Genomic DNA, 26259 nt, shown 5'->3' with positions numbered 1-26259 from the left:
TCCGGCCTGGGCAAGCAACGCTGGGTCGTCGAGCAGACCTTCGCCCTGCTGCACGCCTTCAAACGCCTGCGCATCCGCTGGGAGATCCGCGCCGACATCCACGAGGCATTCCTCAAGCTGGCCTGCGCACTCATCTGCTGGCGGCGCCTCACTTCATTGCGTTAGGCGCTCTTAGATTGAGAGCTGTTTCTTGGATCAGGTGCGTAGCCATATGGCCAGGGCGGCCAAGGTGACGGTGCAGAGGAAGATGCACGCGATGCTGGTGCAGCGTCCCGGATGCGGCGCTGGCATACCCGCCTCCGGTTCGCTGCTGAGCACGGCGGGCTCGCTGCTTGCGGCCGTGACGTTTTGACATCGCTCTGCTCCTTCGACGCGCGACGACCCCATGACTCGCGCGCAGGATTCAGAGCCTGACGACGTGTACGCCTCCGGACACGGCTGCCCCGGGGCGTCGCGTTGATGATCTCCGTCCACCCGGGGACACCACGGCGCGGTCACCTTTGCCTATCCCCGCCGGTCATGGGCCGCGCGGAGGGCTTGGGCCGCTGCGCCGACGGCCTGCCAGCACTGTATCCACACGCCGGTGTAGCGGAACCCCTCCACGCGGGACGGTGATCAACGAGGCGGCCGCGGCTGGTGACGGCGGCCATCTCGGATGCAGGCTCATCACCGTTGCCGGATCAGATGGACATAGGTGCGATGGTCGAAACTGTCCGCACCAGGCCGGACGCCTTGATCACCCCGTGCTCGTCGACACCCAGCGGGCCGGTGGCCACGGACGCCGCCCGCCGACGCCTAGCCAAGGCTGGGTCGGCGCTCAGGTAGCCGTCCGAGGCCAGCGCCACCTGGTCGACGCCGTCCAGAGGAAGACGTCGATGAACTGCTCGGGCACACGCCGGCTGTCCAGCACCCCGCACCCGTAGAGCCTGCCTGGTGGGCCAGGATGCTCTGCCGCTGCGGACCGGCAGGATCAGAGCTCGGCCTGGATCTTCGGCCGCCAGCGTGCGGACGTCAACGTCGCCGGCCAGCAGGCACTGCAGGAGGACCACCCTGGCTTGCGCGAGCACCCAGTCCAAAAATTTGCCCCCGTCGTGAGGCTCCCAGCGTGATCTCGGCCCGAGCTCTGCTCCACCGTCCGACGTACCGGCGGGTCCTGATACAGCCCCACTATGTCGACGACCTTCTGGCGCGAACAGTGGATCGGTCGACAGTTTGAACGTTGTCGTGCGGTGTGGCTTGAGGTCGAAGGCTCGCCAGATCCGGCCGATGGTCGACTCCGACAGTCCGCTGCGCCGCGGCATCGAGGCGCGGGTCCAGTGGGTGGCGCCGGCCGGTGTCTCCTCCAGCGTGGCCACCACCTGCTCGACCTGGTCCAGGCTGATCGATGGCAGGCGACCCGGGCGCGCCTCATCGATCAGCCCGTCCAGCCGCAGGCGCAGGAACCGGTGGCGCCATTTGGAGACCGTGTCCGGACGCACCCGCAGCTCAGCAGCGATCTGCTTGTTGTCCATGCCGTCCGCGCACCCCAGCACGATCTTCGCGCGCATCGCCAGAACCTGCGCGGATCTGGCCCGCCGCGCCCATCGCTGCAGCACCGCCCGCTCAGCATCGGACCCCGTCAACTCAGCCTTGGGCCGGCCCGGGCGCACGTCGTCGACCAACGCCTGAAGCCCGCCACGAGCGAAAGCCACACGCCACTTGCGCACAGTACTCTCGGCGAGATCCAACTCCCGCGCCACCCGCGCGGTGCTGACTCGCGGCCCTTCACACGCCAGCACGAGCTTCGCCCGGACCGCCCGTCTCGACGATTCCACCGACATGCCGATCAGCTGAGCCCGTTCACTCTCCGATAAGCGGATCTCCACCGCCGCCGGTCCGAGAGGCGTCAAAGCCGTCACCATATGGACTTATCCGGCGAACTTCAGGCGGATCACACCAGATGTCACCGCATGACCTGCGACCACGCCAGTCAGCTCTTCCAACGGCTGCGCCGCCTTCTCAGCCCGCAACGCGTCCCCATCGCGGACCAGCGAATTCCGATGCCATCACCCTGACGGCCAGCCCTAACGCCGTGCCTGCACCAGCAAACCACCCCCCGTGCGTCGAACGGCCGTGACACGAAACCCATCGGGAGCGAGTTCTCCTCCCAGCGAGGAGGGTGCGCGGCCCGGCAGGTGAACAAGAACCTCGTCAACAAGACCGGCCGCGGCGCACAACTTGCCAAGCCCATGACCACCATGCAGCAACAGCGACCGAACACCCGCCGAGTAGAGAGCCCGTAGCATCGTTTCCGGATCGCCCTGAGGTAGTTCGCCAGGCAAGACGAACGTGTCGCCATGCCCACCCGGCGTGCCTTCCCGCAACTCCCCATCCCAGCCAAACACCGCGTCGTACCCGCGCACGTCGAGGCCAGGGACCTGGGGGCGATCCTCAGTGTCGGCGCAGTATGCCCACGTGACGAACGGCGCGCCTCGCTGCAACGCGGTCAGCCAGGGACGCAACACCAGCTCAGCTTCGTCTGCCAACACTCCGACCTCGACATCTACCCCCGCCCGGCGCAGTTCAGCCACACCACCATCGCCCCGGGACGTGGGATCGATCAGCGCCACTACGACGCGAGCGATCCCGGCCTCGATGAGCAGCCCACGGCAAGCAGGAGCACGCCCCTCATGGTTGCAGGGTTCCAAGGTCACCGCGGCCGTTCCGCCGCGTGCTGCCCTGCCGGCCGCTACGAGCGCATTTCCCTCCGCGTGTGCCTCCCCCTTGCGACGGTGGAAGCCCTCGCCGACCACGCGGGCGGCAGTGTTGAGAATCACGCAGCCGACCGGCGGATTCGGGCTCGTCGTGCCCAGCCCCAGCGCAGAGACGGCGATGGCACGTCGCATCGCTGCGATCTCTCGATTGGACGCCATCAGACTGCCGGAGTAGCGGCAAGACCGGCCAAGAACTCCGCTACAGGGTTCAAGTGAGCGTGGCGTGCGAGGTGAGGCGCGACAGAAGCGAGCATGGAGAAGATTCTGCTCGATCCGCTGTCCTGGGCAACGGTCAACGCCTGAACGGCCGCAGAGGCCGCAGCTTCAGGCTGGCGCTCCTGAGTGAGCGCGATAGACAACCCGGCGTGCGCCAAGCCCCGATCCCGCTGGTACGTAGGCGACAGCTCCCTGATTGCGGACTCAAAGGCGTCCACCGCCCGCCCTGGGCGTCCCAACGTGAGCCAAACCCGGCCACGCTGGAGCTCGAGGTACGCCGGAGTGCAGAAAGCGCCGTGGCCCGCCCGTGCGTCTCCGGCGTCGTCGGTTGTCGCGTACTCCTGCGCTCGGTCGAGCAGCTCATGAGAGGCCACCTCGACCCCGCTCAACGCCAACCCGTGCGCATGCTGCTGCAGGATCGCGGCCAGCATCGGGCCAGCGACATTGCCTTGCTCCCGACAAGCCGCCTCGGCAAGGCCGACCACCTGGGCGCCGTTGCCTTCGAACTGCGCATGCTGACTGCGCCGGAACAGCGTCCACGCGACCATAGGACGGTCACCAACCTCCAGCGCATATTCCATCGCATGCCCGGTCCAGCGACGACTGGCGATCAGGTCCCCGGCATCCTCATACAGCCACGCCGCGGACTCGGCGTACCTCGCGGCGAGGCGGAGCGCCGTATCACGGAGCGGTGGGCGGACATGGCGGAGCAATGCCGTCAGGATGGTGAGCTGTGCGCAAACGCCGCCGAGGGCGTGCCGCGGCCCCAATAAGTTGTCCGTCCGCACCAGCATGAACCACTGTTCCCTCAGGTGAGAAAGCAACTCCTCGGTATGGCTCACCGACAGGCGCTGCATGCGACGATCCACGAACGAATCCACGACCGGCGCGGGCAAGGGCCGAGGGGTGACCGTCTGACCAACATCGCGGATCGACGCACTGGCGACCGGCGCTCGACGCTGCGCGCCGGTACGCGCTGGCACCAGATTCACAAGATTGCCACCAGCATCCAACGCCGCTTCGAGTTGATGAGCCAGTGGCAGGGACGGACGTTTCAGGTCGTTAGCGACCTTCGACAAGTACCCGACGTCGTAGTGCGTGACCTTGGCCAACTGGCGCAATGAGACACCGCGCTCCTCCATCAGAGCCCGCATCTTCCCGCCAAAGGTCGTCATCGCCTGCCCACGTCTGAAAGCACGTTGCCCTGTTGACCGCTGTTGCCTGCTGACCGAAGGGCAACGGGCAACACCTCCCACGGTAGCCCGATGTGGCGATTCCATGGTGGAAGAGGCGGATCAGGACGAGCACCAGGCTTTTCGGCGCTGATTCGCCTGCGTAACTAGGTCGGCCCCGGCCCCGGTGCGTGAACACCGGGGAGCTCCGGGGCCTTGATCAGGAATCGAGGTCCTGACCCATGCAGAAGCGTAGAGCCATACCGGCTCCACAACGGCACAACGGGCAAGTCTCATGAGCAAGGCCGAGACAGCTTCCCGCCCTGCGCCAGGCAGAGGCCGCCTCGACTTCTCCATGCCGTCGATCGCTCGTGTCTACGACGCCGCCACGGGGGGCAAGGACAATCTGGCGTCCGATCGGGGTGTGCTGGGTGCATTGCGTGAGGATGCTCCCCAGCTCCCTGCGGCCGCCAGGGCGAACCTCGAGTTCGTTTCGCGTGCCACTGAGGTGGTGGCCCATGCGGGCATCCGCCAATGGCTGAATCTCGGGTGCGGGCTGCCGCCGCACGGCTTCGAGAGCACGTATGACATAGCGGTCCGCCACCACGGGGATGCTCGCGTCGTCTACGTGGACAACGACCCGCACGTAGCGGTGCACGGGCGCGCACTGCTCGACGTCCCCGGTGCGGCCGCTCTCATCGAGGGCGATGCGTGGGACGTGGAGGCGATCCTCACTAGCGAGGAGGCCGTCCATCTGCTGGATCGCGCCCAGCCCATCGGGATCATCGCCGCAGCGCTGGCTCACTTCAGAGCGGACGAGGAAGATCCGGCCGGCATCCTGCACCGCTACATGACCCTCTTCCCTTCCGGATACCTGGTGTTCTCGCACGCCCGAAGCGATCTGCTGTCCCCCGAAGAACTGAATCGGATGATCAGCAACTACAAGGTGACGGCCGACATCTATCCCCGGCCGCTCGACCGCATCCGGGAGGCGTTTCTCGCAGGCCTGCGCGTGCTCGAACCTGGCCTGGTCGAGGCATCCACATGGCGACCGGAAGGTCTGCCGCGTGATGTCGGCCGCGCGCACTTCGTCGCCGCTGTGGCCGCGTTCGGAACAGGCCCCGATCTCTTGGCGGTGGCATCGTGACCCGGGACACGAGCTCAGAGCGTGGGTGGGCGGACCGGTTCGAGAGGGAGATCGGTTACTGGTGGCGTGTCCTGCGTGTGGAGCAGCACGTCACGGTGTTCTACCGGGGGTATTGCGCCGAAGAGCGTGGCGTCTACCACGTGGGTGACTGCTACGACCCTGAGCCGCTGTGGGAGAGGATTCGCGAGACGCAGGACGCGAGCCGCCGCTGGGCGATCCGCAACGGTGTCCGCCCTGTTCCTCCTGTTCTGCAGGCGCAGCTCCCCAGCGTGCTGAGGAGGGTGGACGCCTGATGAGGCGAGGCATGGATGGGCCGAGCTCGGGAGGCTCGGGTGCCCGTTCGTGTCTCAGCGCGGCCGACGTGGCGGGTCACGGCCGGTCGCGCATGACGGCGCGGGCGTGCCGATCAGCGATCGCACTCAGGGCTGCCCGCGCCGTTCCGTCCCTGCCCGCCGTGGGGTGAGTGGTGCTCGCCCCCGGTGGGGAGTACAACGCTTCGGCCGGCCACACAGATGCCCTGTCTGGCGGCTGCCCCCGCCGCGGCACGGCGGCCGGTCGACGAGGAGGGCGGGCGCAGCCCAACACCCCGTGTGCCCCCGCCCTCCTCACTTCACAGGAGACGAGACCTCATGAACGCCACCACATATGTGTACGGCCGCCAGGTGAACGGCGCCAGCGAGCGCTTCACCATCCTGGTGGCCATCGTGCCCACCGGCCTGCTGCTCCACCTGGAGCACACCCGTAAGCACGGGCCCGGCAGTGACCTGCTCCTCAGCCGGATCGCGCCCCTGCCCACGCAACAGACTGTGGATGCGTGGCTAAAGGAGAAGGACGCGGAACTCCAGGCGAGCGGGTGGGGTATGCCCACGCGGGTCGCAGGTATCTGCTAGGGCCTGGCTCAGACGGCTGTGAGCCTTCGATCGTGCCTTCGAGGGCTCACAGCGCCGGAGTTCCGGTTCCCGTCGGTCCCGGAACTCCACGGGCGTGAGGGCGAGACTTCCCCCCCGCTGTCTCGCCCTCACGGCCTTTTCGCTGCTAGTTGAGCAGTTGCAGGACCCTTGCTGCCTGCCGCTCCAGAGTGCCGACCGGGTTATGGGGTGTCGCCGGCCCGTTGGGGCCGAGCTGAAGGAACCAGCCCAGCGCGATAAGCCGACGGAAGCCGTGCACCCGTTCGGCTTCCGCTGAGTCAAGGTCGAGGTGGGCCAACAGCTCGTCGCCGTCGAGATCGCCGTCTACGCGGGAGATGTGCTCGATCACCTCGCCGAGCTCGAAAGCGCGGTCGTTGCGCCCCGAGTCCTCCCAGTCGATGAGCCGCACGCGCTTGCCTTGGTCGTCCCACAGGTAGTTCGCATGGTTGCCGTCGGCCAGCCCGAGGACGGGTGGGTGCGGGTTCGTGGTGAGCTTGTCGGGGTCGGTGGAGGCCAGCCATTCGACTCCTGCCTGATAAGCCTCCAGCACCAGAGGATCTTCACCGAGGTCGGGCTGCTTGTCGGCCCAAGCACGGTACTTGTCCACGCCTGTTGCAGGGCCCCACGGGGCAGGCTCGACTGTTTCTACCACCCGAGTGGGGATGGCTTGGTGCAGTCGGTTCAACGCAGCGGCGATCGCCTCGACCTGCTCGCTGGTAGCGTCCTCGCCGCGCAGGACGCGGCCCGGCAGCCGGGTCATGACGAGCATGGGAGGGTCGGCGTCGAGGTCTGCTTCTACTGGGGCGGGGGCGAGATCGGGAGTGTGTTCGGCGAGGAGTGTCAGCGCGGCCCATTCCCGGTGTGGTTCTCCTCGGCTCCAGGACGCGTATCGCTTGGTCACGACGTCGTCGCCGAGTTCGATGTTGTGGGTGCTGAATCGGTCGGCCATGCGCTCGCTTCGCCTTCTGTGTCTCTCGACCGAAAGACACAGTCCTTGGTGGGCCTTCCCCGTGCAGGGGAGGAGGGCCATGAGATTATCGCAGGTCATGGCTGCCCTTGGAGTGAAGGGCGAATCGATCTTCGGGTGCTGGCCGGACGGTACGAGGTGCTACCCGGCCAGCACCGGTGCGCGGAGTGATCAGAGTTCCCATAGCGCGTGCACGGCTGCGATCACGCGTTTAGGTGCGGTGCTGGCCGAATTCGGCCCGGCCGCGCTGACGAACGAAGGTCTTTCCGCACGGCTCGTTGGCGCACTGGCGGAACTCGGTTTTTTCGACCAGGTGGTTGTAGAGCTGCAGGAAAGAGACCGAGTACACGGTTGGCCAGCGGTCGGACAGGCCACGAAGTCCGATGCTGAACTTGCTCAGCGCGCCGTCGACGATCGACCGCAGGTCCGCCGGCCGGGACTCCAAACAGAGACGCCGGAACTCCTCCAAGGACAGCGGTGCGTTGCCGGGCACGGCATTGAAGCGGGCCACCTCCTCCTCGGTCGCCTCTTGGTCGACCAATGCGTCCAGGCCGTCGGGGCGCTGGAGGGCCAGCCAGGTCGTGATGGCCTCTTGCGCGGTCGTGACATGCAGGTCTACGAGGCCGCGGTGCACGCCGCCGTGGGGAACGCCATCGACCTTCTCGTAGAAGTCCGGGATGGCGGCCGCTTCGAGCTCCCAGGGCGGCAGCTCCATGAGTTCCTGAAGGTAGAAGTCGGAGGGCAACTCTACGACCTGCCGGCTTTCGGAGGCGATCGGCCAGATGATCCATTCGTCCCTGTGTACACGCGTGTCCGGCATCGGATGGAGGTGCGGTAGCGGAATCGGAAACTCCAGGCCTCGGCGTGGTACGAAATCGCGGATCAATGTACGCGCTTATGCTCTTGCGCCTAGGGCCCGAACAGGGTTACACGCGTGCCACGAACGGCTATGAATTCGTACTACGCCTGCCGCCGTGCCGGGTTTCCCTGGATAACAGTCATGATCCGGGGAAACCCGCTACGATTCCCCGGATAAAAAGGACTGGCGGTCTGGTGGATCTTCCCAAAGCTTCCCGGATAATAAGGGAGAGGTGTCGATGGACCCCGGCGAGCACCCGTTGTGGTGCGATCGCGACCGGTGCACGGCCGCCGTCAGCTTCGGCCGTCACCTCACCAACAAACTCGTCGGCGAGCACCGCTCCGCCCCGAAGCTGCTGACCGGCGCGGTGTGGCGGAGTGAGGATCGGCCGCTGCGCCTGGTTTCGCTGTGGCTCACCGAGTCCCACGACACCGACGACGGCGTCGTCGTGCACCTCGGCCCGGGCCTGGGCGGCGGCGAGGCGAGCCTGTCGGTGCCCGTGCACGCCGAGACCGTCCGCCAGGTCCTGGCCGCCGTGTTCGCCGGCGACTACACCGCCCTGCGCCCCCGAAGGCGACCTGGACCCTGGAGAGGCATGAGCGCCACCATCCTGCCGCTGCGCGGCGGCTACGGCGCCGGGCCCGCCGCGGCGATGGCCCGGCTGGAGGATCATCTGGACCGGTGCGCGCTGGCCGCCAACACCGTCACCGCCTACCGCCGTCAGGCCCGCGCCCATCTGGCCTGGCTCGCCGAGCCCGCGCACGCCGCCGAGCAGGCGGATGCCTTCGTCGACCACATCGGCGGCGAGGCAGCCGTGGCGGCCTGGCGCCGCTCGCTGCTGGAGCAGGTCGCCTGCCCGGCCACCGTCAACCAGGCCCTGGCCGTGGTGAAGCGGCTGTACGAGCACGGGGCCAGCATGCGCATCAAGACCAAGACCGCCCGGGTGCCGCCGCCCGGCGCGCCCAAGGCGCTCAGCCGCACCCAGGACAACGCGCTGCGCCGCGCCGCCGACCGCCGCGGCGCTCGGGACGCGGCCATCATTGCCCTGCTGCTGGGCACCGGGGCCCGCACCGAGGACATCCCGGCCTTCGTCGCCCGCATTGTGGACAGTACGGGCAATGGTCCCCACTCCGAGCTCGGCGTTCCCCTCATCGCCAAGATCTACGAACAAGCCCTGTGATGCATCAGCCCTCTGCTAGCGTCCAACCGTGAACGGCATCTACGTGGGCAACGCCGACAAGGATGCGCCCGACGACCAAGGCTGGATCCTCGGTCACTTCAAACCGCCTGGCGACCGCCGGCACAGCGGTGACGTCGAGATCAAGTGGGGCATCCATCCGCGGGGGGAGCAGCGCGCCGCGTGGGTCGCCGACGAACAGCGCACCGCCCTCCTCATCCTCATCAGCGGCAGATTCCGGATGGAGTTCCGCGACCGTGACGTTGTCCTCGACGAGCAGGGCGACTACGTGGTGTGGGGGCGTGGCACCGACCACTCGTGGACGGCCGAGGAGGACTCGGTGGTGATGACGGTGCGATGGCCATCCGTCGCGGGCTACAAGGCGCCCCAGCACTGATCCCGAGATCTCACAGCGTGTTGGGGTTCCGACTCCTCGCCGGTACCAGGAACCCCGAACGCTAAGGGGCGAAACCGGCCCGCTGCCTGTTCGGCGACATGTTCTTCACTCCCACGCGCACCTGGACCACCTGGCAGAAGTCGGGCGCGGTCGCCATGGGGTTCGTCGTCGCGGTCGAGTGCATCCCCCACATCCTCATCGGCACTCTCCGCAAACAGCTGATCGCCCGCTTCGCGCCGACCTCCCCGGCCGCATGGTGGGCGCACTGCTCGTCGGCGAGGTCGACGGCGGCGGCACGGAGTCGTCCGGTCCGTCGGCCGGCTGGAGGGCAGGCCGCGGGTGGCGATCAGGGGAGGCAGGAGCCGTCGGCCCAACCGTTGGGGAGGCGCACCTCGACCCCTTCAACGGGTAAGCCCGCTGATGATCAGCTTGACGCCATGGGGGACCGGTCCTCTCCCTTTCCGGTTACCAGGCCGTCAGGGAGATGGCTGTGAGAGAGTGCTGGCGTCTTCGTGAGTGCCGCTGTCATGACCGAGGGAGCCGGATGGTGCCGGACGTCTACTTTCTCGCCCTGCACGAGCCGTATCGGTCCGCGCAGCATCCCGTGGCGATCAACGCGGTTATCGTGCACGCCGCCACCTTGCTGCACCCCGCGCTGCCGCAACCGGACGCCGGCCGCATATATCGCTGCCTGACGGAGTTCCCCGATCGCCGGCCGGGCTGTGTGGTGCCGCTGTCGACAATGACCTTCGAGCTCGACGGCGGACGCAACTGGCCGCTGGTCGGAGACTGGGAGCAGGTCGTCGCCGGCCTGATCGAACTCGCGCGAAGAGGCCGGTGCGACGCGATGCCCCTCGGGTTGCCGGATCTGGCGGCCACCCTGCTGGCCAACGGCCCGATGACCCGCGTCCGGTTCGCTGGAGGCCCGCTTGTTGATCCGGCCGAACGTCAGCAGTGCCTGGATGAGCTTGCCGCGCTGGTGGCCCAGGCGAGCGGCCAGGCAGCGTTCTGGCCGGGCGACAATCTCGTCGCCCTCCCGCAGACTCCGGCGGCGCTGCCATACAAGCCGTATCGCGCCGGATTGGCAGGGGCACGCTTCTCTTGGCAGGGGCCCGGCTCTGCCGTTACGAGGTGAGCCGGACCGGAGCGGAAGGCTGGCGCCGCCGCGATCGGCCGACGGCGGGTTCAGGCAGGCAGGAGAAGCGTGATCTACCGCGATGGAGGTGATCTGGCGGGTATCACCTGGGCGGTGATCGATTGCGAGGCGCTGACGCCCGCGGGCCGTTCGCCGGTTCCGACCAAGGTCGCCGTCGTGGCCGGCCGGTTGGAGAGCGGAGCCCGGTGGGCGGAGTGCGGCCGGTTTCTCCTCGCTGATGCGGCCGCCTGCGGATGTGCCGGTGACCTCGTTTGATGTCGAGCAGACCGGGGTCACCGCTGCGATGCTCGCCGGAGGACCGGAGGCCTGCGAGGTGATGGCGGCACGTGATGCCCGGTTCGGCGCTCTGCCGTACCGGTTGGTGGCGCATTCGGCGCACACCGAGGCCACGCTGATCGGCGGCCAGCGCGAGCACTGCCCGGTGATGGCCGCGATTGCGCTGGTCTGCACGGTACGGCTGGCTCGGCTGGTGGAGTTGGGCTCGCACAGCTTGGAGCGGGTTGCAGGCCGGTTGGGGTTGCCGATTCCGGCCAACCGGCATCGGGCGTTGCCGGACGCCGCGTTGACCGCGCAGGAGTTCGTCCGTCTGCTCATCGAGGGTGTGCGGGCGGGTCGATGGCGCACGGTGCTGGAGGTGCAGGCGGCCGCCGGCCTGTGCGTCAAGCCCGCTGCTGACCGCTCTGGTGCGTCGGCGCAGAGCGGGCTGTTCTGACGCTGGACGGATCGGCGTCGGTGTTCTCGCTGGGTGGACCCCTTTTGTGCGAGCTCGGCGGGAGAACGTGGGTGCTTCCCCGTTCTGATCTACAGGAGCCTCTGCCGTGAGGGTGCGCTGCAGGCTCAGGTGGTGGCCACCTTGGATCGCTGCTCGCTGACAGTCACGACTTGACCGTCGAGGCAACCGAAGGAGTGGCACATTGTCATGGTTGTGTCTACGATCTGGCGCATGATCCGTCATCAGTGGCAGCGGAGGTCGCGATCACCACGGTGACCCAGGAGTCTGACAGTCGCACGGGCGTGATCGTTCGAGGGTTACGCCAGGCGCAGCGCAAGACGCTCGGCGACCTGGTCGGCCCCAGGATGTCGCAGCGGCGGCTGGAACTGATCGAGGAGGGGATCGAGCCTTCGCCACACGAGGTCCTGATCCTGGCCGCTGCTCTTGACCTGCGTCAGGCTCCACACGTCCTGTACGAGGGGCTGGGCCCGGCTCAGGGGCAGCAGATCCGCCACGACTTGACCGAGGCCGCTGCCCTGGTGACGCGTGGTCAGCATGCGCAGGCACGCAGCCTGTATCAGAAAGTGCTGGCTGACCCGGCCTTGGGCAGTCGGCCGGATCTGTGGCGGCTGGCGGAGCTGGGCTTGGCGGGCACGCTGGAAGCGACCGGCGAACTGGCGGCCGCCATCGATCGGCTCCAGTACCTGCTCGCGGTCCTGACCCCGCACATCGATCCCGCGCCGGCGGCTGCGTTCCAGGATCGGGGGCTGAGTGAGCAGCGCGCCGCTGCGGCAATCGCACTGAGCAGGTGCCTGCGCGAGGTGGGAGATCTGGCGGGCAGCGCCCGGGTCGCCGAGACGGCTTTGAATGTCGAGATGGCCGAGTCCTGGAGCGATCGGGCTGTTGAGCTTGGAGCGGCGCTCCTGGCCACCTGGCTGGAGCAGTGCGCCCAGCCGCCTGGCCCCGAGCTTGTCGCTTGTCAGGCGTTGGCGGGGTTGCTGGTGAAGGCTGCCGGGCGGCTCGCCACGCCGCGCGCGCTGCTGGCCGCCTGTCAGCGGGCCGCGGCGGTGGCGATGCTCGCGGGGGACGCGCAAGGGGGCCGGCACCTGGCCGCTCGGGCGATGGCTGTGTCCCGGCAAGCTCGCGCGACGCTCTCCACGGCCCGCTGGCAGGTGGAACTCGTGCTCGACCTGCCGCTGGTCAGCGTGCAGGAGCTGCGGCAGGCGCGGCGGTGGCTGCGCGAGGTCGACGCTGCACGCGACGGGGGTGTCCCCGCAGCGCTGGATCAGGCGTACGAGCTGCTGGCACGTGCGCGGGTCGCCCTGGCTGAGGGTGACGCGGCCGTGGCGCAGCGGCTGGCCGGGCAGGTCGCCGGAAGCTGTCCCGAGGCCCGCATGCTCGGCGTGGGCGCGCAGCTTGTGATCGGCCAGGCGCTGCGGCTGCAGAAGCGGCCGCGGGAGGCGGCCCCCTCCTTGCAGGCGGCGGCTGAGCACCTGGCCGGGATGGCGGCTCCGGCCCGGGCCGCGCAGGCGTTCGCCGCCGCCGCCCTGGAGTGGGAGCGGTGCGGCGATCAGGTGGCCGCCGCCGCCGCTGATCGGCGGGCGCTGGAGGTTATCGGCGTGGGGTGAGCATCGGTCCAGGCTCGCTCTGGTCATGTGGTGCTTGCCTGGTGAGCTGAGCGATGCCAGGGGCGCGCCACGAGGGCGCCGACCCTCCGCGTCGGGTTCGGTCTGCCGTCTAGCGGCTCGTCACCGAACATTGGTCGGGTAGTCGACCTCGGATGGTGGACCCGTCCGCCGACTCCCAGGGCTCAGCTCTGCTGGGGAGGCGCAGCCATAAGCGTCAGCTGGACAGACTCGTGGATCTCAGCGTGGGCTGACATCCTGCCAGTTGGCTCCTGGGGCCTAGGATGACGCGCGATGAATGAGCCTGATGCGGAGAGTCGGCAGTTGCTGGAGGGTTCTGCGGGCTGACCGGGAGTCTTGGTTCGGTCTGGGCTTTGCCCCCGCCGAGGATGACGACATCTGGGACGTCAACGCCGAACGTCGCGCGGAGGTGTTGGCTGCGATTCTGTTCGGTCCGCAGCCCGCTGACCGGGCTTTGCTGAAGTTCCTGCTGCAGCACGATATTCGGGAAGCTGAAGAGTTCTGGGGTGTGTCCGACGGGCTGAGTCTCGGCATGTTATTGCTGGCCTGAGCATCGCTGCGTGGATGATGCCTGGCTGCAGTGGAGCGCGATGATCCCTAACTTCGACACGGAGATGGGTCTGGATCTGTGGGCTGCTCTCGCCGGCGGTGTGCTCGTGGGGCGGTCGATGGTGGCGGCATGTAATCACCGGAGCGCGACGAACTCCTGGAGCGCCTGGATGAAGAGCCGTATGTCGATGCCACGGACGAGGATGTCGAGCGTTGGTTGCTGCAGCAGCGCACTCAGTTTTCCAGTCCCCCTCAAGCCGCCTTGGACGGGTGACTGGTCCACCTTCTGATGGGTGAGCTGGCGTCAATTTCTGCCACTCTGCGTGTCATTGCCGCCGCGCTGGGCTGCGACGGTGCCCGATTTCCTTTTCAGGCCCAGTTCATTCGCTATGTTGTCGCTGCGGGCCGGCAAGCCTTTATATCAGCGGGACCGAAATATGCATTTCAGTCATCGCTTGAGGAATCAGAATGATAACGAGGTGTCTCGCCATGTCTCCGCACGGTATGTCAGGGGTCTAAAGTGCGATCCGTGGCTGGGGATGGCTCGGCGCATCGCCTATAGGCGCAAGCGCTGAGTCCACGGGTTGGCAGAGGTGATCTGTGAGTTTTCTGGACCGCTTTCGGCGTGAACCCGCCCCGGTGACCGGAGCGCTGCCGCCGGGGCCGCTGCGTCCGGCAGCCGATCCCCGGCGCGGCCGTCATGCATCGAATGCTCCCGCTCCACCAGCACCTACGGCGCGTCCCCGTATCTCCGCAGATGCGTGGCTGCGCCCAGGAGCGGGAGTTAATCTCGCGGGCTACAACATCGTCGGCGGACTTCTCTACGTCGGCACCCAGCTGGCCGCGCCGGCGGGCCATGTTGCCGACCCTGCGCTGATCAACCCGGCGTTGCCCGTCGACCTGCGTCGCCCAGACTGGGGCGGGCAGGGGTTGGACTACTGGCCGTCCTACAGCGACATCCCGCCGCAGTCGAGGGCCGCCTATCTGGCCTGGCTCGCCGATGGGCGGCGCTTCCCGCAGGCGCCGATCGGCTATGTGTTCCTCTACTTCTACGGGCTGGAACGACGGGTGCTGTACGACCTACAGCGGGACCGTTCCAGCGCAGCCTTCGAGCTGCCGATCATCCACCAGGAAGTCCACCGTCTCCTGTCCATCTACGGTGGTCATACAGCCTTCAAGCGCTACGCAGGACAGTTCGAGCAGGTGCTGGACATGTTCACGGCTGAGCCCTCCGCGAAAGCGCCGGCGCCGACACGCGACTACCCGCCCCCGTTACGGTTGCGCGCCGGCCTGGGAACGTTCGCGGCGCAAGGTGCAGCCGTGCCTGCTGACTGGGCGTTGAGCTGGATCCGCTCGCATCCGGAGTACTACCCGCGAACCCCTGCCACCCGCTGTGCCGCCGAGTTCGACGCGCTCTTCGTGCGGCGCTACACCGCCCGCTACGGGAAGGGTCTGCTCGTGCGGCCGGGCCGCAAGGAGGTCACGCTGGACTACCGGCCCGCCAGTGCCGGCTTTCGCGGGGTCGCCGAGCTGACTCTGTCCGGCATCCCCGATGTGCTGGGATACGCCGCGCCAACGCGAAAGCTGGTCGCGTTGGCCGACGAGTGCACCGCAGACCTGGAGGCATACAGCCGTTATCTCGGCCGGGAGCCCGACGGGCAGCGCTCGGTCCAGGCGCAGGCGCTGCTCCCGTCCGAACTGGTGAACCTGTCCGGAGGCGGTGCCGGGCAGGCGATCGCGTGGGCGCGCCACCGGCTCGGGGCGCAGGAGCTCGCTGTCGTACCGGTGGGAGAGTTCTCCGCCTTCATCTCCTCGCCTCAGTCGGCGAAACCGGCCAAGAAAGATGTCGTCGCCCTCGCGCAAGTGCTGAGCCAGGCGGGGGTCGGCATCGAACCCGACCCGCGCCTGGGCGGCGCGGTGCTCACCTCGGGATCCATGGTGTTGTTCGCGGCGCCGGAGGGCCCGACGGCGGCGGCTTCCGACGCCTACCAGGCGGCGACGCTGCTGCTACACCTGGCGGCGGCGGTCAGCGCCGCCGACGGCGACTTCGACGGGACCGAGCAGCGCCACCTGAGCGACCATCTGGAACGGGCGCTGCACCTGACCGCCGACGAACGGCGGCGCCTGCACGCGCACCTGCGCTGGCTGACCGTCACCCCGGTCAAGCTCACCGGCCTGACCCGGCGCATCGCGGGCATCGATGCGGGTCAGCGCCAGTACGTGGCGGAGTTCCTCACCGCCCTGGCCGGGGCCGACGGCCGGATCTCGCCGGACGAGATCAAGACCCTCACCAAGATCTACCGCCTGCTGGAGCTCGATCCCGCTCTCCTGCCGACCACCACCAAGCCCGCCCCGGCGACGGAACCGGTCATCGTCCGCCCAGCGCGACCGGAACGCGGTTACGCCATCCCGCAGCAGGCCGAGCAGAGCCTCGCCCCGCTGGTTCGGCTGGATGAGGCGGCGATCGCGGCCAAGCTGGCCGAGACCGCACGCGTTGGCGCGCTGCTGGGCTCGATCTTCACTGAGGACGAGGTGCCGCCGGCCGCCGCGCCGCTGCCCGCCGCCGAGCCGGTGGCCGGGCTGGACGGGCAGCACTCCGGGCTGGTGCGCGAACTGGCGTCAACGGAGCAGATTCCGCGGGCGGAGTTCGAGCAGCTGGCGGCGCACTGGAAGCTGCTGCCGGACGGCGCGCTGGATCGCATCAACGAGGCCGCCTACGAGCTGGCGGGCGAGCCGCTACTGGATGGTGACGACCCGATCTGGGTCGACCGGAACCTGCTGGGAGAGATGCTGACGTGACTTCGACCGCGATCCGTCCCCGAGAGCGTGACGCCCTGCTGCAGTCCCTGCGGGCCGGAGTCGTGCCGCGCATCGGGCAGCGCCACATCCAGGTGGGACGCGAGCCCGAGGTGAAGGCACTGGTGACCGACATCGACAGGATCTGCGACGGCGGTTCGGCGGTGCGGTTCGTGATCGGCGAGTTCGGCGCAGGCAAGACGTTCTTCCTTCATCTGGTGCGCTCGGTCGCGATGGAGAAGAAGCTGGTCACGGCACACGCCGACCTCAACCCGGACCGGCGCCTGCATTCCAGCGGAGGTCAGGCCCGCAGCCTGTACGCCGAGCTGATGCGCAACCTGGCCACCCGCGCCAAACCGGACGGGGGAGCGCTGAGCAGCGTGGTGGAACGTTTCGTCTCCACCGCGCTGGCCGACGCCCAGCAGAGCGGCACCGACCCCTCCCAGGTCATCCGGGCCAGGCTGGCCCATTTGAGCGAGATGACCGGCGGCTACGACTTCGCCGAGGTCGTCGGCGCCTACTGGCGCGGCCACGACAGCGGCGACGAGCAGCTCAAATCGGCGGCGGTGCGCTGGCTGCGCGCCGAGTACGCCACCAAGACCGAGGCCCGCTCCGCGCTCGGCGTGCGTACGATCATCGACGACGCCACCGTCCACGACCACTTGAAGCTGATGAGCCGCTTCGTTCGGCTGGCTGGCTATGACGGGCTGCTGGTGTGCCTGGACGAGATGGTCAACCTCTACAAGCTGGCCTCCACCCAGGCGCGTAACTCCAACTACGAGCAGATCCTGCGCATTCTCAACGACACCCTGCAGGGCACCGCCGCCCACCTCGGGTTCGTCTTCGGCGGCACGCCGGAGTTCCTCGCCGACTCTCGCCGAGGCCTGTTCAGCTACCCGGCCCTGCAATCACGGCTGGCCGAGAACTCCTTCGCCGCCGCAGGGCTGGTCGACTACTCCGGCCCGGTGCTGCGCCTGGCCGCGCTCACCCAGGAGGACTTGTATGTCCTGCTGACCAAGCTGCGTCACGTCCAAGCCAGTGGCGACCCCTCCCGTTACATGCTGGCCGACGACGCGCTGGCCGCGTTCATGTACCACTGCGCTAACCGCATCGGCGAGGCCTACTTCCGCACCCCGCGCACCACGATCAAGGCGTTCTGCGATCTGCTGGCCGTGCTGGAGCAGAACCCGGGCGTGGACTGGCGGCAGATCCTGCCCTCGGTGGAGCCGGTGCCGGAGGCCAACCCCGACCTTGCGCCGCTGGACGAGGAAACCGATGGAAGGCCTGGTGATGACGACCTCGCCTCCTTCCGGCTCTGACGCCTTCGAACGCCTGCACCCCAAGGTCCAGCAGTGGATCTGGCAGCAGAACTGGAGCGAACTGCGCGAGGCCCAGGAAGCCGCCGTCGCCCCCATCCTGGCCGGTGACCGGGACGTGCTGATCGCCGCCGCCACCGCGTCCGGCAAGACCGAAGCCGCGTTCCTGCCGATCTGCTCGGTCCTGACCGAGCAGCCGGACACCGGAGGGTTCGCCGCCGTCTACATCAGCCCGCTCAAGGCCCTCATCAACGACCAGTACGGCCGGCTCGACCAGCTCTGCGACCACCTCGGCATCACCGTCTCCCGCTGGCACGGCGACGTCGCCGCCTCCTCCAAGAGCAAGCTGCTCGACCGCCCCCGGGGCATTCTGCTGATCACGCCAGAGTCGCTGGAGGCGATGTTCGTCCTGCGCGGCTGGAAGATCCGCGACCTGATGGCAGGCGCCCGCTACCTCGTCATCGACGAGCTGCACTCCTTCATCGGCACCGAACGCGGCGGCCAGCTGCAGTCCCTCATGCACCGCCTCGACCTGGCGGCCCGCCGCCGCATCCCCCGCGTCGGTCTGTCGGCGACCCTCGGCGACATGGGCAAAGCCGCCGACTTCCTGCGCCCGCGGGCCGGCGACGACGTCACCGTGATCGTCTCCAGCAGCGACGCGCAAGAACTCCGCCTGCAGATCCGCGGCTACGTCCAAACCGCACCCATCCTCGACCCGCGCGCCCGCGCCGCCCACGAAGCCCTCGGCGAGGAGGTGGCCGCCGACGACGTCGCCACCGGCGACCGGCTCGCCATCGCCGACCACCTGTTCACCACGCTGCGCGGCTCGCACCACCTCGTCTTCGCAGGCTCCCGCGCCGCCGTCGAGGACTACACCGACCTGCTCAACCGCCGCTGCGAGAACGCCCGCGTACCGGAGGAGTTCGTCCCGTACCACGGCAACCTGTCCAAGGACATCCGCGAGCACGCCGAAGCCCGTCTCAAGGACCGCACCCGCCCGGCCACCGCCGTCTGCACCTCCACCCTGGAGATGGGCATCGACATCGGCTCGGTCACCTCCATCGCGCAGATCGGCGCCCCACCCAGCGTGGCCGCCCTGCGGCAACGCCTCGGCCGCTCCGGACGGCGCGGCGGACCGGCCACCCTGCGCCTGTACGTCAGCGAACCCGAAGCCACTCCGGCCATCCACCCGGCCGACGAACTGCGCGCCCAGCTCGTGCAGTCCATCGCCACCATCGAGCTGCTCCTGCAACGCTGGTACGAGCCCCCGTCCGCCGAAGCCCTGCACCTGTCTACCCTCACCCAGCAGATCCTGTCCCTCATCGCCCAGCACGGCGGCATCACCCCTGCCGACGCTCACCGCACTCTCTGCGGGCAAGGTCCCTTCCGCGCCGTCGACAGCCTCACCTTCGCCACCCTGCTGCGCGACCTCGCCGCCGCTGACCTCATCCGCCAGGAGCACGACGGACTCCTGCTGCCCGCCGAGACGGGGGAGCGGCTGATCAACCACCACACCTTCTACGCAGCCTTCGCCGCACCCACCGAGTACCGCATCGTCACCGAGGGCCGCACGCTCGGCAGCCTGCCCATCGACCAACCACTCCCGGAAGGCAGCCTGCTCATCTTCGCCGGCCGCCGCTGGCGCATCCAGGCCATCGACACCCACGCCAAGCTCATAGAGGTCACCCGCGCCTCCGGCGGCCGCCCGCCCCGCTTCACCAGCGCCGGCCCGCTCGTCCACGACCGCATCCGCACCACCATGCGACGCCTGTACGAAGACACCACGGTTCCGGCCTACCTGGACGCCACCGCCCAGAGCCTGCTCGCCGAGGGCCGAGACGCCTACCGCCGCCTCGGCCTGCGCGACACCCCGCTCATCGGCTACGGCAACGACACCCTACTGTTCCCCTTCCGCGGCGACGCCATCATGACCACCCTCGGCCTGGCCCTGCACGCCTACGGCGTCGACGTCATCCGGTACGGAGTCGCGCTGCTGATCAGCGACACCTCCCCGCAAGCCGCCGCCGACCTCCTGGCCGACCTGGCCGCGGAAGGCGTGCCCGACGCCCTCAACCTGGCCGCGCTGATCCCCGACAAGCGCGTCGACAAGTACGACGACGTCATCGGCGAGGAACTCCTCACCCGCTCCTACGCCCGCCGCCTCGACGTCACCGAGACCCAGCAGTCCATCACCGCTCTCGCCGCCACCACTGACCGCACCCCAGCGGTCAACCCGGCCACACCCAAGGCTGCCGCACCGCCGCGTCGGCACCGCATCGGCTCCCTGCCGTACGCCGTCGTGGACCTTGAGACCACCTGTCTCGACGCCCGCAAGGCCCGCATCGCCGAAATCGCGATCATCCGCCTGCACCCCGACGGCAGCCAGGAGCGCGCCTACGCCACTTTGGTGAATCCGGGATGCAGTCCGGGCCCCACCCACATCCATGGCCTGACGGAAGGCGACCTGGCAGCGGCACCGAGGTTCTCGCAGATCGCCGGAGACCTGGCCGCCATGCTCGATGGCGCGGTCATCGTCGCCCACAACGTCCGCTACGACAGCGAGGTCCTCAGCGCCGAATTCGCCCGATCCGGATACGCCCCCGACAACCTTATGACGCTGTGCACCCTTAACCTGGCGCGCCGCTTCGGGGCGCCACTGCCATCTCACCGGCTGGCCGATTGCGCGGTCGCCGAAGGAGTCGACATCCGCGCAGCGCACCACGCCGAGAGCGATGCCCGAACGTGCGCCACCCTGCTGCAGGTCTACCTCGGACGGGCAGCGGCACAAGGACTGCGGTGGTTCGGCGAACTTGGGGCGACCGGACAACTTCCGGCAAGGTCATGGTGTGCGGCACCAGTATCTTCCCTCGCTAGAACGCGCCCGTTGCCGGGTTGATGGAAGCTCGCTTCCACAGGCATACGCAGTATGCCTGTGGAAGGCATACGCAGTACCCGTTCATCCCTTGACTTCTCTCGCTCTTGCGGTCGCCGCCCCGGCGGCCGCAAGTCCTGTGTGGTGAACAGCCGGGTGTGCGCCACGGGACATGACACGCGCCCGGCAGCGTAACAGCGCGGCATCGGTGGGTTGAGCAGCATCTGCCGCTGGTAGTCCTGGTACAGCAGCACCACCGGGTCACAGCGTTCCGGCGAAGTCGGCGGCCGCAGCTGCAGGCGTCGGGCCGCCACTTCTTGCTGTGCCCTGCCGCACCCGGCAGGCGGCCGCCTCGACCGCAGCCGCGCGGGCCTCCTCGCGGCGAGCCTTAGCCGTGAGAATCTGCTCCCTTCCCTGCGCCGCAAGCCCTGCCGCCCGGCTAGTGTCATCCGCCTGAAATTCGTCGGCAATATTTGGCGAGGGATTCGAGGATCTCCTCGGCGGTCTTGGTCCAGACGAAGGGCTTGGGATCGGCGTTCCAGCGGCCCATCCAGGCGCGGATGTCGTCTTCCAGCGCCTGGACGCTCTTATGTACCCCGCGGCGGATGAGCTGGTCGGTCAGGTAGCCGAACCAGCGCTCGACCTGGTTGATCCATGAGGAGCCGGTCGGCGTGAAGTGCATGTGGAAGCGGGGATGACGGGCCAGCCATGCCCTGATCGCCGGCGTCATGTGGGTGCCGTAGTTGTCGCAGATCAGGTGGATGTCCAGCTCGGCCGGCACGGTCTTGTCGATGGTGACGAGGAACTTCTTGAACTCGGCGGCGCGGTGCTGGCGGTGTAGTTCGCCGATGACGGTCCCGTCGGCGATGTTATCGACGGCGCGCGGCCCGGGCGCGCCTCATCGATCAGCCCGTCCAGCCGCAGGCGCAGGAACCGATGACGCCATTTGGAGACCGTGTCCGGATGCATCCGCAGCTCGGCAGCGATCTGCTTGTTGTCCTTGCTGTCCGCGCATCCCAGCACGATCTTCGCGCGCATCGCCAGGACCTGGGCGGACTTGGCCCGCCGCGCCCATCGCTGCAGCATCGCCCGCTCGTCCTGCGATACTGTCAGCTCCGCCTTGGGCCGGCCCGTGCGCACGTCATTGGCCAGCGCCTCCAGCCCTCCTCGGGCGAAGGCCGCACGCCACTTGCGCACCGCGCTCTTTGCGAGGCCCAGATCCCGCGCCACCTGCGCGGTGCTGATCCCCGGCCCTGCACAGGCCGGTACGATCCTCGCCCGTACCGCCACCCTCGACGACTCCGCTGACATGCCGATCAGCCGAGCCCGCTCACGCTCCGATAAGTGGATCTCCACTGCGGACGGTCCTGGATGCGCCACAACCAACACCATACGGATTTAGCTGGCGACTTTCAGGCGGATGACACTAGATGCGGGACCCAGCTCCAGAGCGTCCGCCACCCCGGTGCTGTACAGCAGCGATATATGGGCTGCCAAAGAGCTCGTCGGCCTGGCCCTCGAACTTGAGCCTCATACACGCACGGTGGAGCGTCCTGAGCTCATTGAGATCGTCGATCCTGAATCGCGGTTCTTCCTCGGTCACTGGCACAGCATTCCAGCTAAGGCGTGAGCCATCAGCTCGGGAATTGCACCGATCATTGCCGAATTACCACGCGTTCCCTGGTCAGCGCCGCCGTCGGGCTGGCCGTGAGTGACCGTGGTTGCCGCCGCTGACCGGTGCTTGGCTGCTCGGTGGGCCGGGGCTGAGGAACGAAGTCCCGGACCCTCGATCGCCCCCAACCAGGAACGGCGGCCTGCCACAGCCAGGCGATCGTGAGGGCGGTGCTGTCACACCTCCTGGGCGGCGCTTCGGGTTGATCTGGGTTCGGCATGGCTGGCCCGCGCGGTTCCCCGCGCGAGACCGGCCCCCAGGCCGCAGCTCGCGCGGGGAGGGCCGCGCGGGCTGCGGCGGCGCAGCCGCCGCCTTGATCCCTATGAGCTCAATTCGGCAAGGCCCACACGCTCATCCAGTCGCCCGCTGAATAGGAACAGATTGCCTCCTTGTCAATTGACTATGCCCTGACTGTGATGGTTGCGGATCTGTGATCTGTCTTATACCTTTACGGAGCCTTTACATGATCATTTGAAAGGACGGTCGAGTGAGGCCCCTGTTACATGCCTTCACCGGATGTGCCCTGCTGGCAGGCGTTCTGACGATCACCCAGGCCCCCACGGAGGCGGCCGGTGTCCGCCTCGTGAACGAGGACCCGGCGCAGCCGGTCGAGCTCCTCGGTGCCGCCACGGAAACGATGCGAGCCACCCGCCACCCGGACGGACGCATCACGATGGAGACCTGGTCCCAGCCCGTACGGGTCAAGCAGCAAGCCACGGGCGCATGGGCCTGGATCGACACCACGCTCACCGAGCGGGACGGCGCCCTGCAGCCCAAGGTCGCGAAGACCGGGGCCGCGTTCTCCCCTGGTGGCGCCGACCTGCCCGCCGTCACCTTCAGCGCCAATGAGAAACAATCCATCAGCCTCAGCTGGCCGACCCCTCTGCCGCGCCCCACCGTGGCTGGCAACAAGGCGACGTATGCCGACGCGGCGGGTCCGGGAGCCGACCTGGTGCTCACCGCCCTGCCGACGGGGTATCGCCAGGAGATCGTCCTGCGCGCGAAGCCGGTGAAGCCGCTGGATGTCCGGCTGCCGGTCAAGGCGAACGGCCTCAAGTTCCGCACACGTGAGGACGGCAGAGTCGAACTCGCGGACGCATCAGGCCACCGGGTCACGCGCCCCCTTTGGCGCGAGCCTTTCCGCCCGGCCCGCCAAGGGAAGATCCGCGCAGGTCAAGGCCGCCAAGGACGGTCAGTCCCTGGTCATCCAGGTCGATGAGGCCGCGCTGAGTGACCGATCGACTACCTACCCGCTGGCCATCGCGGCCACGATCACGACCAGCGACGCCGACGCGGACGTGGCGGACGACGGCTCCCTGTCGGACCCGAGCCGGCCGCTCCTCATGGCCGGTCCGATCTTCGGTCTGCTCAACCGGGTCTACCTGAAGTTCGACACCAAGGGGCTCATCGGGAAGAAGGTCCTGGACGCCAAGCTGTCCATGCTCAACACCGACGCTCCCGGTTGCGGCGAAACGGTTCAGGGCATTCAGGTGCGCAGGGTGACAAGCGGGTGGGATCCCAGCAACCTCACCTGGGCGAACAAGCCGTCGTCCACCGACGAAGGCGCCCAGACGATCACTACGGCATATGCGCCTGACTGCGCTCCGGGACGTCTTGAGTGGCCGGTCACCGGCATTATGCAGAGCTGGGCCTCCGGCGGGAACTTCGGGCTCGAACTCCGCGGCGCCGACGAAGCCAGCGGGGACGATGACTGGCGCGAGCTCGCGTCGGCGGAGTACGGCCAGCCTGACACCACGCCCAAGCTGACCGCGACCTTCGAGAGCTTCGGCGAGCCCACCATCGTGTACCCGGCGGGCAGCGACGGCGTCGAGGTGTTCACCGCACCCGCGACCTGGCGCCGGGGGATGCCGCTGGCGGAGTCTCAGGCGCACGCCCTGGACGTAGCCGACACACGGGTCGAGGCGAACGCGTCGACGCTGGCGCCGCCGCTGGTCGACATGGTCACGGGCGAGGTCGTCACACCGGCTCTCACCCCCGAGGGTCGGGACGTCGCTTCTCCGCCGCTGGTCGGCACCGCCTATCTCAGCAACGGTGGTGCGGAGTGGAGCTACGCCAGCGAGTTCGAGGGCGCGGAGGAAACGGACGAGGACGGCGACGGTGTCGCCGGGATCTCCGAGCCGTTCACGCTCAATCCTCGCGTGCCCATGGTGGTCAACAGCGCGCAGCGGCTCAAGGCCATCGCGGGCGAGATCCTGACCCTCGACGGCCAGATTCCCGGCGCCGATAAGCTTATCGAGAGCACCATCTGGCCGGAACGTAACCAGGTGATGGTCCAGGCCAGCGAGGTGACCCCCGAACTGCGGCTGGGTCTCGCTCAGAGGTACGGGACGACCACGGTGTCAATCTGGCTGCGATCAGGACTGGAACGCCCGTCCCGGCTGCTCGGGCCCAACGACCCGGATCCGGACATCAAGACGAACAAGTGCCAGCTGGACAAGAATGGCAAGGAGCTGGACTGTCGACTCAAGGACGGAATCGTCAAGAACGACTCGTGGAGTCTGGGTTTCGACATGTACCTCAACGGCGGCAGCCGCATCGGGGCCCGTAACGGGCACCCGTGCTCAGCCGGTTTCGCCTGGGGGACGAAGTCCGACAACTACTTCATCACCGCAGGACACTGCCTCCCGACCGACATGCCGTCCACGCAGAACGTCCTGCTCACCGACGGCAACGTCCTGGGCGACAAGGCCGGGTCCAGCTACACCACGGACAAGGGGAGCGTCATCCAGCCCGCGCCGCTCGGCGGATTGCACGGCGACCTGGCGCGATTCAAGCTGACCACGCGGGTGAGTACGGCCTCCATCTTCACCAGCGACGACTTCTTCACCAACAGGAAGTCGGAAGTGGTCGGGAAGTGGACGCGCAGCCCGCAGAAGAACGACGAGTACTGCACCGGCGGTTATCGAACGGGCCAGGAGTGCGGCTGGGTCGTCGATGACCCCAGCGCGATGACGGAGTACCCGGGCGACACCGCAGGAAAGATCGAAACGGTCATTCCGGTGGTGGCGGGCGGCAGATCCGGCAAGTGCACATGGCCCGGCGATTCCGGCGGACCGGTGTACACCATCATCCCCAAGGGGCACCCGGGCGCCGGAAAGATCATCGCCAAGGGGATCATCAGCGGCGGAACCAACGCCGAGTCCAGCGGTCCGGTGTTCGAATGCACCAACTACTTCACCGACATCAGGATCGCGACCCGCCTGTTCGGCGGTGACATCAAGAAACGCAAGATCGGCTGACAATGCGTATAAGAGGGAATGTCGCAATCGTTGTGGCTGGCATTCTCTGCGTGGTCGGATGTGCTCGTCAGGCGCGGTGGTACGGCATCGAGTCCGCTGCCGTCGCGCCTGACGGCCGTACCGTCACCGCCACGATCGTCGTGGGCGCGCCTGGCCCCGACGGGAAGTCGTGCCGGGAGGTCACCGACACCGACGTAAGGGAGTCGGCCGAGGAGGTGGTGATCGGCGTCGAGGTGCGCAACACCTGCGAACCCATCTTCCCGTGGGAGAAGGCGCCGATGCAGAAGGGCATGGGATACCCGTTGAACGTCCAGCTCCATCTGACGAAACCCCTGGCCGGACGGCGCCTGGTCGATCGAGCGACAGGGCGGGAGCTGTCCTGAGGCGATCACTAAGAGCGCCTAACAGAATGATCGTTGTTGTGCTTTGATCTCTCGCTGTAGCCGAGCGAGAGGAGCACGGTGGCCAGGCTGAAGCCGTGGGAGGTCAGTGACGAGCTGTGGGCGGTGATCGGATCGCTTGTGCCGCAGCGGCAGCGCCGGTTTCGGCATCCGGGGCGCAAGCGGCTGGATGACCGGCTGGCGTTGCAGGGCATCTTGTTCGTGCTGCACACCGGGATCGCCTGGGAGCATCTGCCGCAAGAGCTTGGCTACGGCTCGGGCATGACGTGCTGGCGGCGTCTGG

The 26259-nt window shown here is 68.0% G+C and carries 22 protein-coding genes and 1 pseudogene; 17 read left to right on the top strand and 6 right to left on the bottom strand.

Annotated elements, in window-relative coordinates:
- A partial coding sequence (locus KME80_RS41270; RefSeq protein ID WP_219516200.1) for a transposase occupies positions 1–165 on the top strand: 165 nt, incomplete at its 5' end.
- Between the two features lie 515 nt (positions 166–680).
- Here the strand turns inward: KME80_RS41270 and KME80_RS51160 are convergent.
- From KME80_RS51160 to KME80_RS41250, 3 genes are all read right to left on the bottom strand, one after another.
- The gene (locus tag KME80_RS51160) at positions 681–1889 is read right to left on the bottom strand and encodes a helix-turn-helix domain-containing protein (RefSeq protein ID WP_246646596.1); all 1209 of its coding nucleotides are present in this window, start codon (positions 1887–1889) and stop codon (positions 681–683) included.
- 174 nt (positions 1890–2063) lie between these two features.
- Positions 2064–2885 carry a bifunctional diaminohydroxyphosphoribosylaminopyrimidine deaminase/5-amino-6-(5-phosphoribosylamino)uracil reductase RibD gene (gene ribD / locus KME80_RS41255; RefSeq protein ID WP_219516186.1) on the bottom strand — a complete coding sequence of 274 codons (822 nt, stop codon included), beginning with the start codon at positions 2883–2885 and terminating at the stop codon, positions 2064–2066.
- A 26-nt stretch (positions 2886–2911) separates the two neighbouring features.
- Entirely contained in the window at positions 2912–4144 is a 1233-nt protein-coding gene (locus tag KME80_RS41250; protein ID WP_219516169.1) for a helix-turn-helix domain-containing protein, read from the bottom strand.
- Positions 4145–4436: 292 nt separating this feature from the next.
- Between KME80_RS41250 and KME80_RS41245 the strand changes: the two genes are divergently transcribed.
- The 3 genes from KME80_RS41245 (at position 4437) to KME80_RS41235 (ending at position 6178) form a co-directional block, all read left to right on the top strand.
- Positions 4437–5288, top strand: coding sequence for an SAM-dependent methyltransferase (locus tag KME80_RS41245; RefSeq protein ID WP_219516167.1), 852 nt, complete (start codon positions 4437–4439; stop codon positions 5286–5288).
- Positions 5285–5581, top strand: a complete 297-nt coding sequence (locus tag KME80_RS41240; protein WP_219516165.1) for a hypothetical protein — start codon at positions 5285–5287, stop codon at positions 5579–5581. Before KME80_RS41245 ends, KME80_RS41240 begins: the two co-directional genes overlap by 4 nt.
- 336 nt (positions 5582–5917) lie before the next feature.
- Positions 5918–6178 carry a hypothetical protein gene (locus tag KME80_RS41235; protein ID WP_219516163.1) on the top strand — a complete coding sequence of 87 codons (261 nt, stop codon included), beginning with the start codon at positions 5918–5920 and terminating at the stop codon, positions 6176–6178.
- Positions 6179–6323: 145 nt separating this feature from the next.
- On the opposite strand, the gene KME80_RS41230 is transcribed toward KME80_RS41235, so the two are convergent.
- Both KME80_RS41230 and KME80_RS41225 read right to left on the bottom strand, forming a co-directional pair.
- Entirely contained in the window at positions 6324–7145 is an 822-nt protein-coding gene (locus KME80_RS41230; protein WP_219516161.1) for a phosphotransferase family protein, read from the bottom strand.
- 229 nt (positions 7146–7374) lie between these two features.
- On the bottom strand, positions 7375–7983 hold the full coding sequence (locus KME80_RS41225) for a hypothetical protein (protein ID WP_219516154.1): 609 nt from the start codon (positions 7981–7983) through the stop codon (positions 7375–7377).
- A 277-nt stretch (positions 7984–8260) separates the two neighbouring features.
- Here KME80_RS41225 and KME80_RS41220 point away from each other — a divergent pair, with 277 nt between their 5' ends.
- The 9 genes from KME80_RS41220 (at position 8261) to KME80_RS41180 (ending at position 20667) form a co-directional block, all read left to right on the top strand.
- Positions 8261–9202 (top strand): site-specific integrase, encoded by a 942-nt coding sequence (locus KME80_RS41220; protein ID WP_219516152.1) that lies wholly within the window; start codon positions 8261–8263, stop codon positions 9200–9202.
- A gap of 28 nt (positions 9203–9230) precedes the next feature.
- On the top strand, positions 9231–9596 hold the full coding sequence (locus KME80_RS41215; protein ID WP_219516150.1) for a cupin domain-containing protein: 366 nt from the start codon (positions 9231–9233) through the stop codon (positions 9594–9596).
- Between the two features lie 544 nt (positions 9597–10140).
- Positions 10141–10731: a hypothetical protein gene (locus KME80_RS41210; RefSeq protein WP_219516148.1), complete on the top strand. Its 591-nt coding sequence runs from the start codon at positions 10141–10143 to the stop codon at positions 10729–10731.
- A 238-nt stretch (positions 10732–10969) separates the two neighbouring features.
- Positions 10970–11464 (top strand): exonuclease domain-containing protein, encoded by a 495-nt coding sequence (locus KME80_RS41205; RefSeq protein ID WP_246646595.1) that lies wholly within the window; start codon positions 10970–10972, stop codon positions 11462–11464.
- 170 nt (positions 11465–11634) lie between these two features.
- Entirely contained in the window at positions 11635–13092 is a 1458-nt protein-coding gene (locus KME80_RS41200; RefSeq protein WP_219516137.1) for a hypothetical protein, read from the top strand.
- Between the two features lie 295 nt (positions 13093–13387).
- Positions 13388–13660, top strand: a complete 273-nt coding sequence (locus KME80_RS41195) for a hypothetical protein (protein WP_219516135.1) — start codon at positions 13388–13390, stop codon at positions 13658–13660.
- Positions 13661–14259: 599 nt separating this feature from the next.
- Positions 14260–16458, top strand: coding sequence for a tellurite resistance TerB family protein (locus KME80_RS41190; protein ID WP_219516133.1), 2199 nt, complete (start codon positions 14260–14262; stop codon positions 16456–16458).
- Positions 16455–17774 carry an ATP-binding protein gene (locus KME80_RS41185; protein WP_219516122.1) on the top strand — a complete coding sequence of 440 codons (1320 nt, stop codon included), beginning with the start codon at positions 16455–16457 and terminating at the stop codon, positions 17772–17774. The genes KME80_RS41190 and KME80_RS41185 overlap by 4 nt, the downstream gene beginning before the upstream one ends.
- Positions 17731–20667, top strand: coding sequence for a DEAD/DEAH box helicase (locus KME80_RS41180; RefSeq protein WP_219516120.1), 2937 nt, complete (start codon positions 17731–17733; stop codon positions 20665–20667). Before KME80_RS41185 ends, KME80_RS41180 begins: the two co-directional genes overlap by 44 nt.
- Positions 20668–21088: 421 nt before the next feature.
- Here KME80_RS41180 and KME80_RS41175 read toward each other — a convergent pair.
- Positions 21089–21954: pseudogene (locus KME80_RS41175) on the bottom strand (helix-turn-helix domain-containing protein).
- 848 nt (positions 21955–22802) lie between these two features.
- Between KME80_RS41175 and KME80_RS51155 the strand changes: the two are divergent.
- The 4 genes from KME80_RS51155 to KME80_RS41155 form a co-directional block, all read left to right on the top strand.
- Entirely contained in the window at positions 22803–23534 is a 732-nt protein-coding gene (locus tag KME80_RS51155) for a hypothetical protein (protein ID WP_246646594.1), read from the top strand.
- Between the two features lie 124 nt (positions 23535–23658).
- On the top strand, positions 23659–25575 hold the full coding sequence (locus KME80_RS41165) for a DNRLRE domain-containing protein (RefSeq protein ID WP_246646598.1): 1917 nt from the start codon (positions 23659–23661) through the stop codon (positions 25573–25575).
- A 50-nt stretch (positions 25576–25625) separates the two neighbouring features.
- Positions 25626–25958, top strand: coding sequence for a hypothetical protein (locus KME80_RS41160; protein ID WP_219516102.1), 333 nt, complete (start codon positions 25626–25628; stop codon positions 25956–25958).
- Between the two features lie 78 nt (positions 25959–26036).
- Positions 26037–26259: transposase (locus KME80_RS41155; RefSeq protein ID WP_219516094.1), on the top strand; the 223-nt coding region annotated here is incomplete at its 3' end.

It is taken from the genome of Nonomuraea ceibae, from assembly GCF_019396325.1.
GTDB classification, from domain to species: domain Bacteria; phylum Actinomycetota; class Actinomycetes; order Streptosporangiales; family Streptosporangiaceae; genus Nonomuraea; species Nonomuraea ceibae.
This window is presented reverse-complemented; position numbering and strand designations above follow the sequence as displayed.

Coding starts and splice junctions, on each gene's coding strand:
- ribD (WP_219516186.1), bottom strand. CDS start 2,885: ATGCGACGTGCCATCGCCGTCTCTGCGCTGGGGCTGGGCACGACGAGC.
- KME80_RS41230 (WP_219516161.1), bottom strand. CDS start 7,145: ATGGCCGACCGATTCAGCACCCACAACATCGAACTCGGCGACGACGTC.
- KME80_RS41180 (WP_219516120.1), top strand. CDS start 17,731: ATGGAAGGCCTGGTGATGACGACCTCGCCTCCTTCCGGCTCTGACGCC.
- KME80_RS41165 (WP_246646598.1), top strand. CDS start 23,659: ATGGCCGGTCCGATCTTCGGTCTGCTCAACCGGGTCTACCTGAAGTTC.
- KME80_RS41195 (WP_219516135.1), top strand. CDS start 13,388: ATGAGCCTGATGCGGAGAGTCGGCAGTTGCTGGAGGGTTCTGCGGGCT.
- KME80_RS41250 (WP_219516169.1), bottom strand. CDS start 4,144: ATGACGACCTTTGGCGGGAAGATGCGGGCTCTGATGGAGGAGCGCGGT.
- KME80_RS41225 (WP_219516154.1), bottom strand. CDS start 7,983: ATGCCGGACACGCGTGTACACAGGGACGAATGGATCATCTGGCCGATC.
- KME80_RS41245 (WP_219516167.1), top strand. CDS start 4,437: ATGAGCAAGGCCGAGACAGCTTCCCGCCCTGCGCCAGGCAGAGGCCGC.
- KME80_RS41220 (WP_219516152.1), top strand. CDS start 8,261: ATGGACCCCGGCGAGCACCCGTTGTGGTGCGATCGCGACCGGTGCACG.
- KME80_RS41205 (WP_246646595.1), top strand. CDS start 10,970: ATGCGGCCGCCTGCGGATGTGCCGGTGACCTCGTTTGATGTCGAGCAG.
- KME80_RS41235 (WP_219516163.1), top strand. CDS start 5,918: ATGAACGCCACCACATATGTGTACGGCCGCCAGGTGAACGGCGCCAGC.
- KME80_RS41210 (WP_219516148.1), top strand. CDS start 10,141: ATGGTGCCGGACGTCTACTTTCTCGCCCTGCACGAGCCGTATCGGTCC.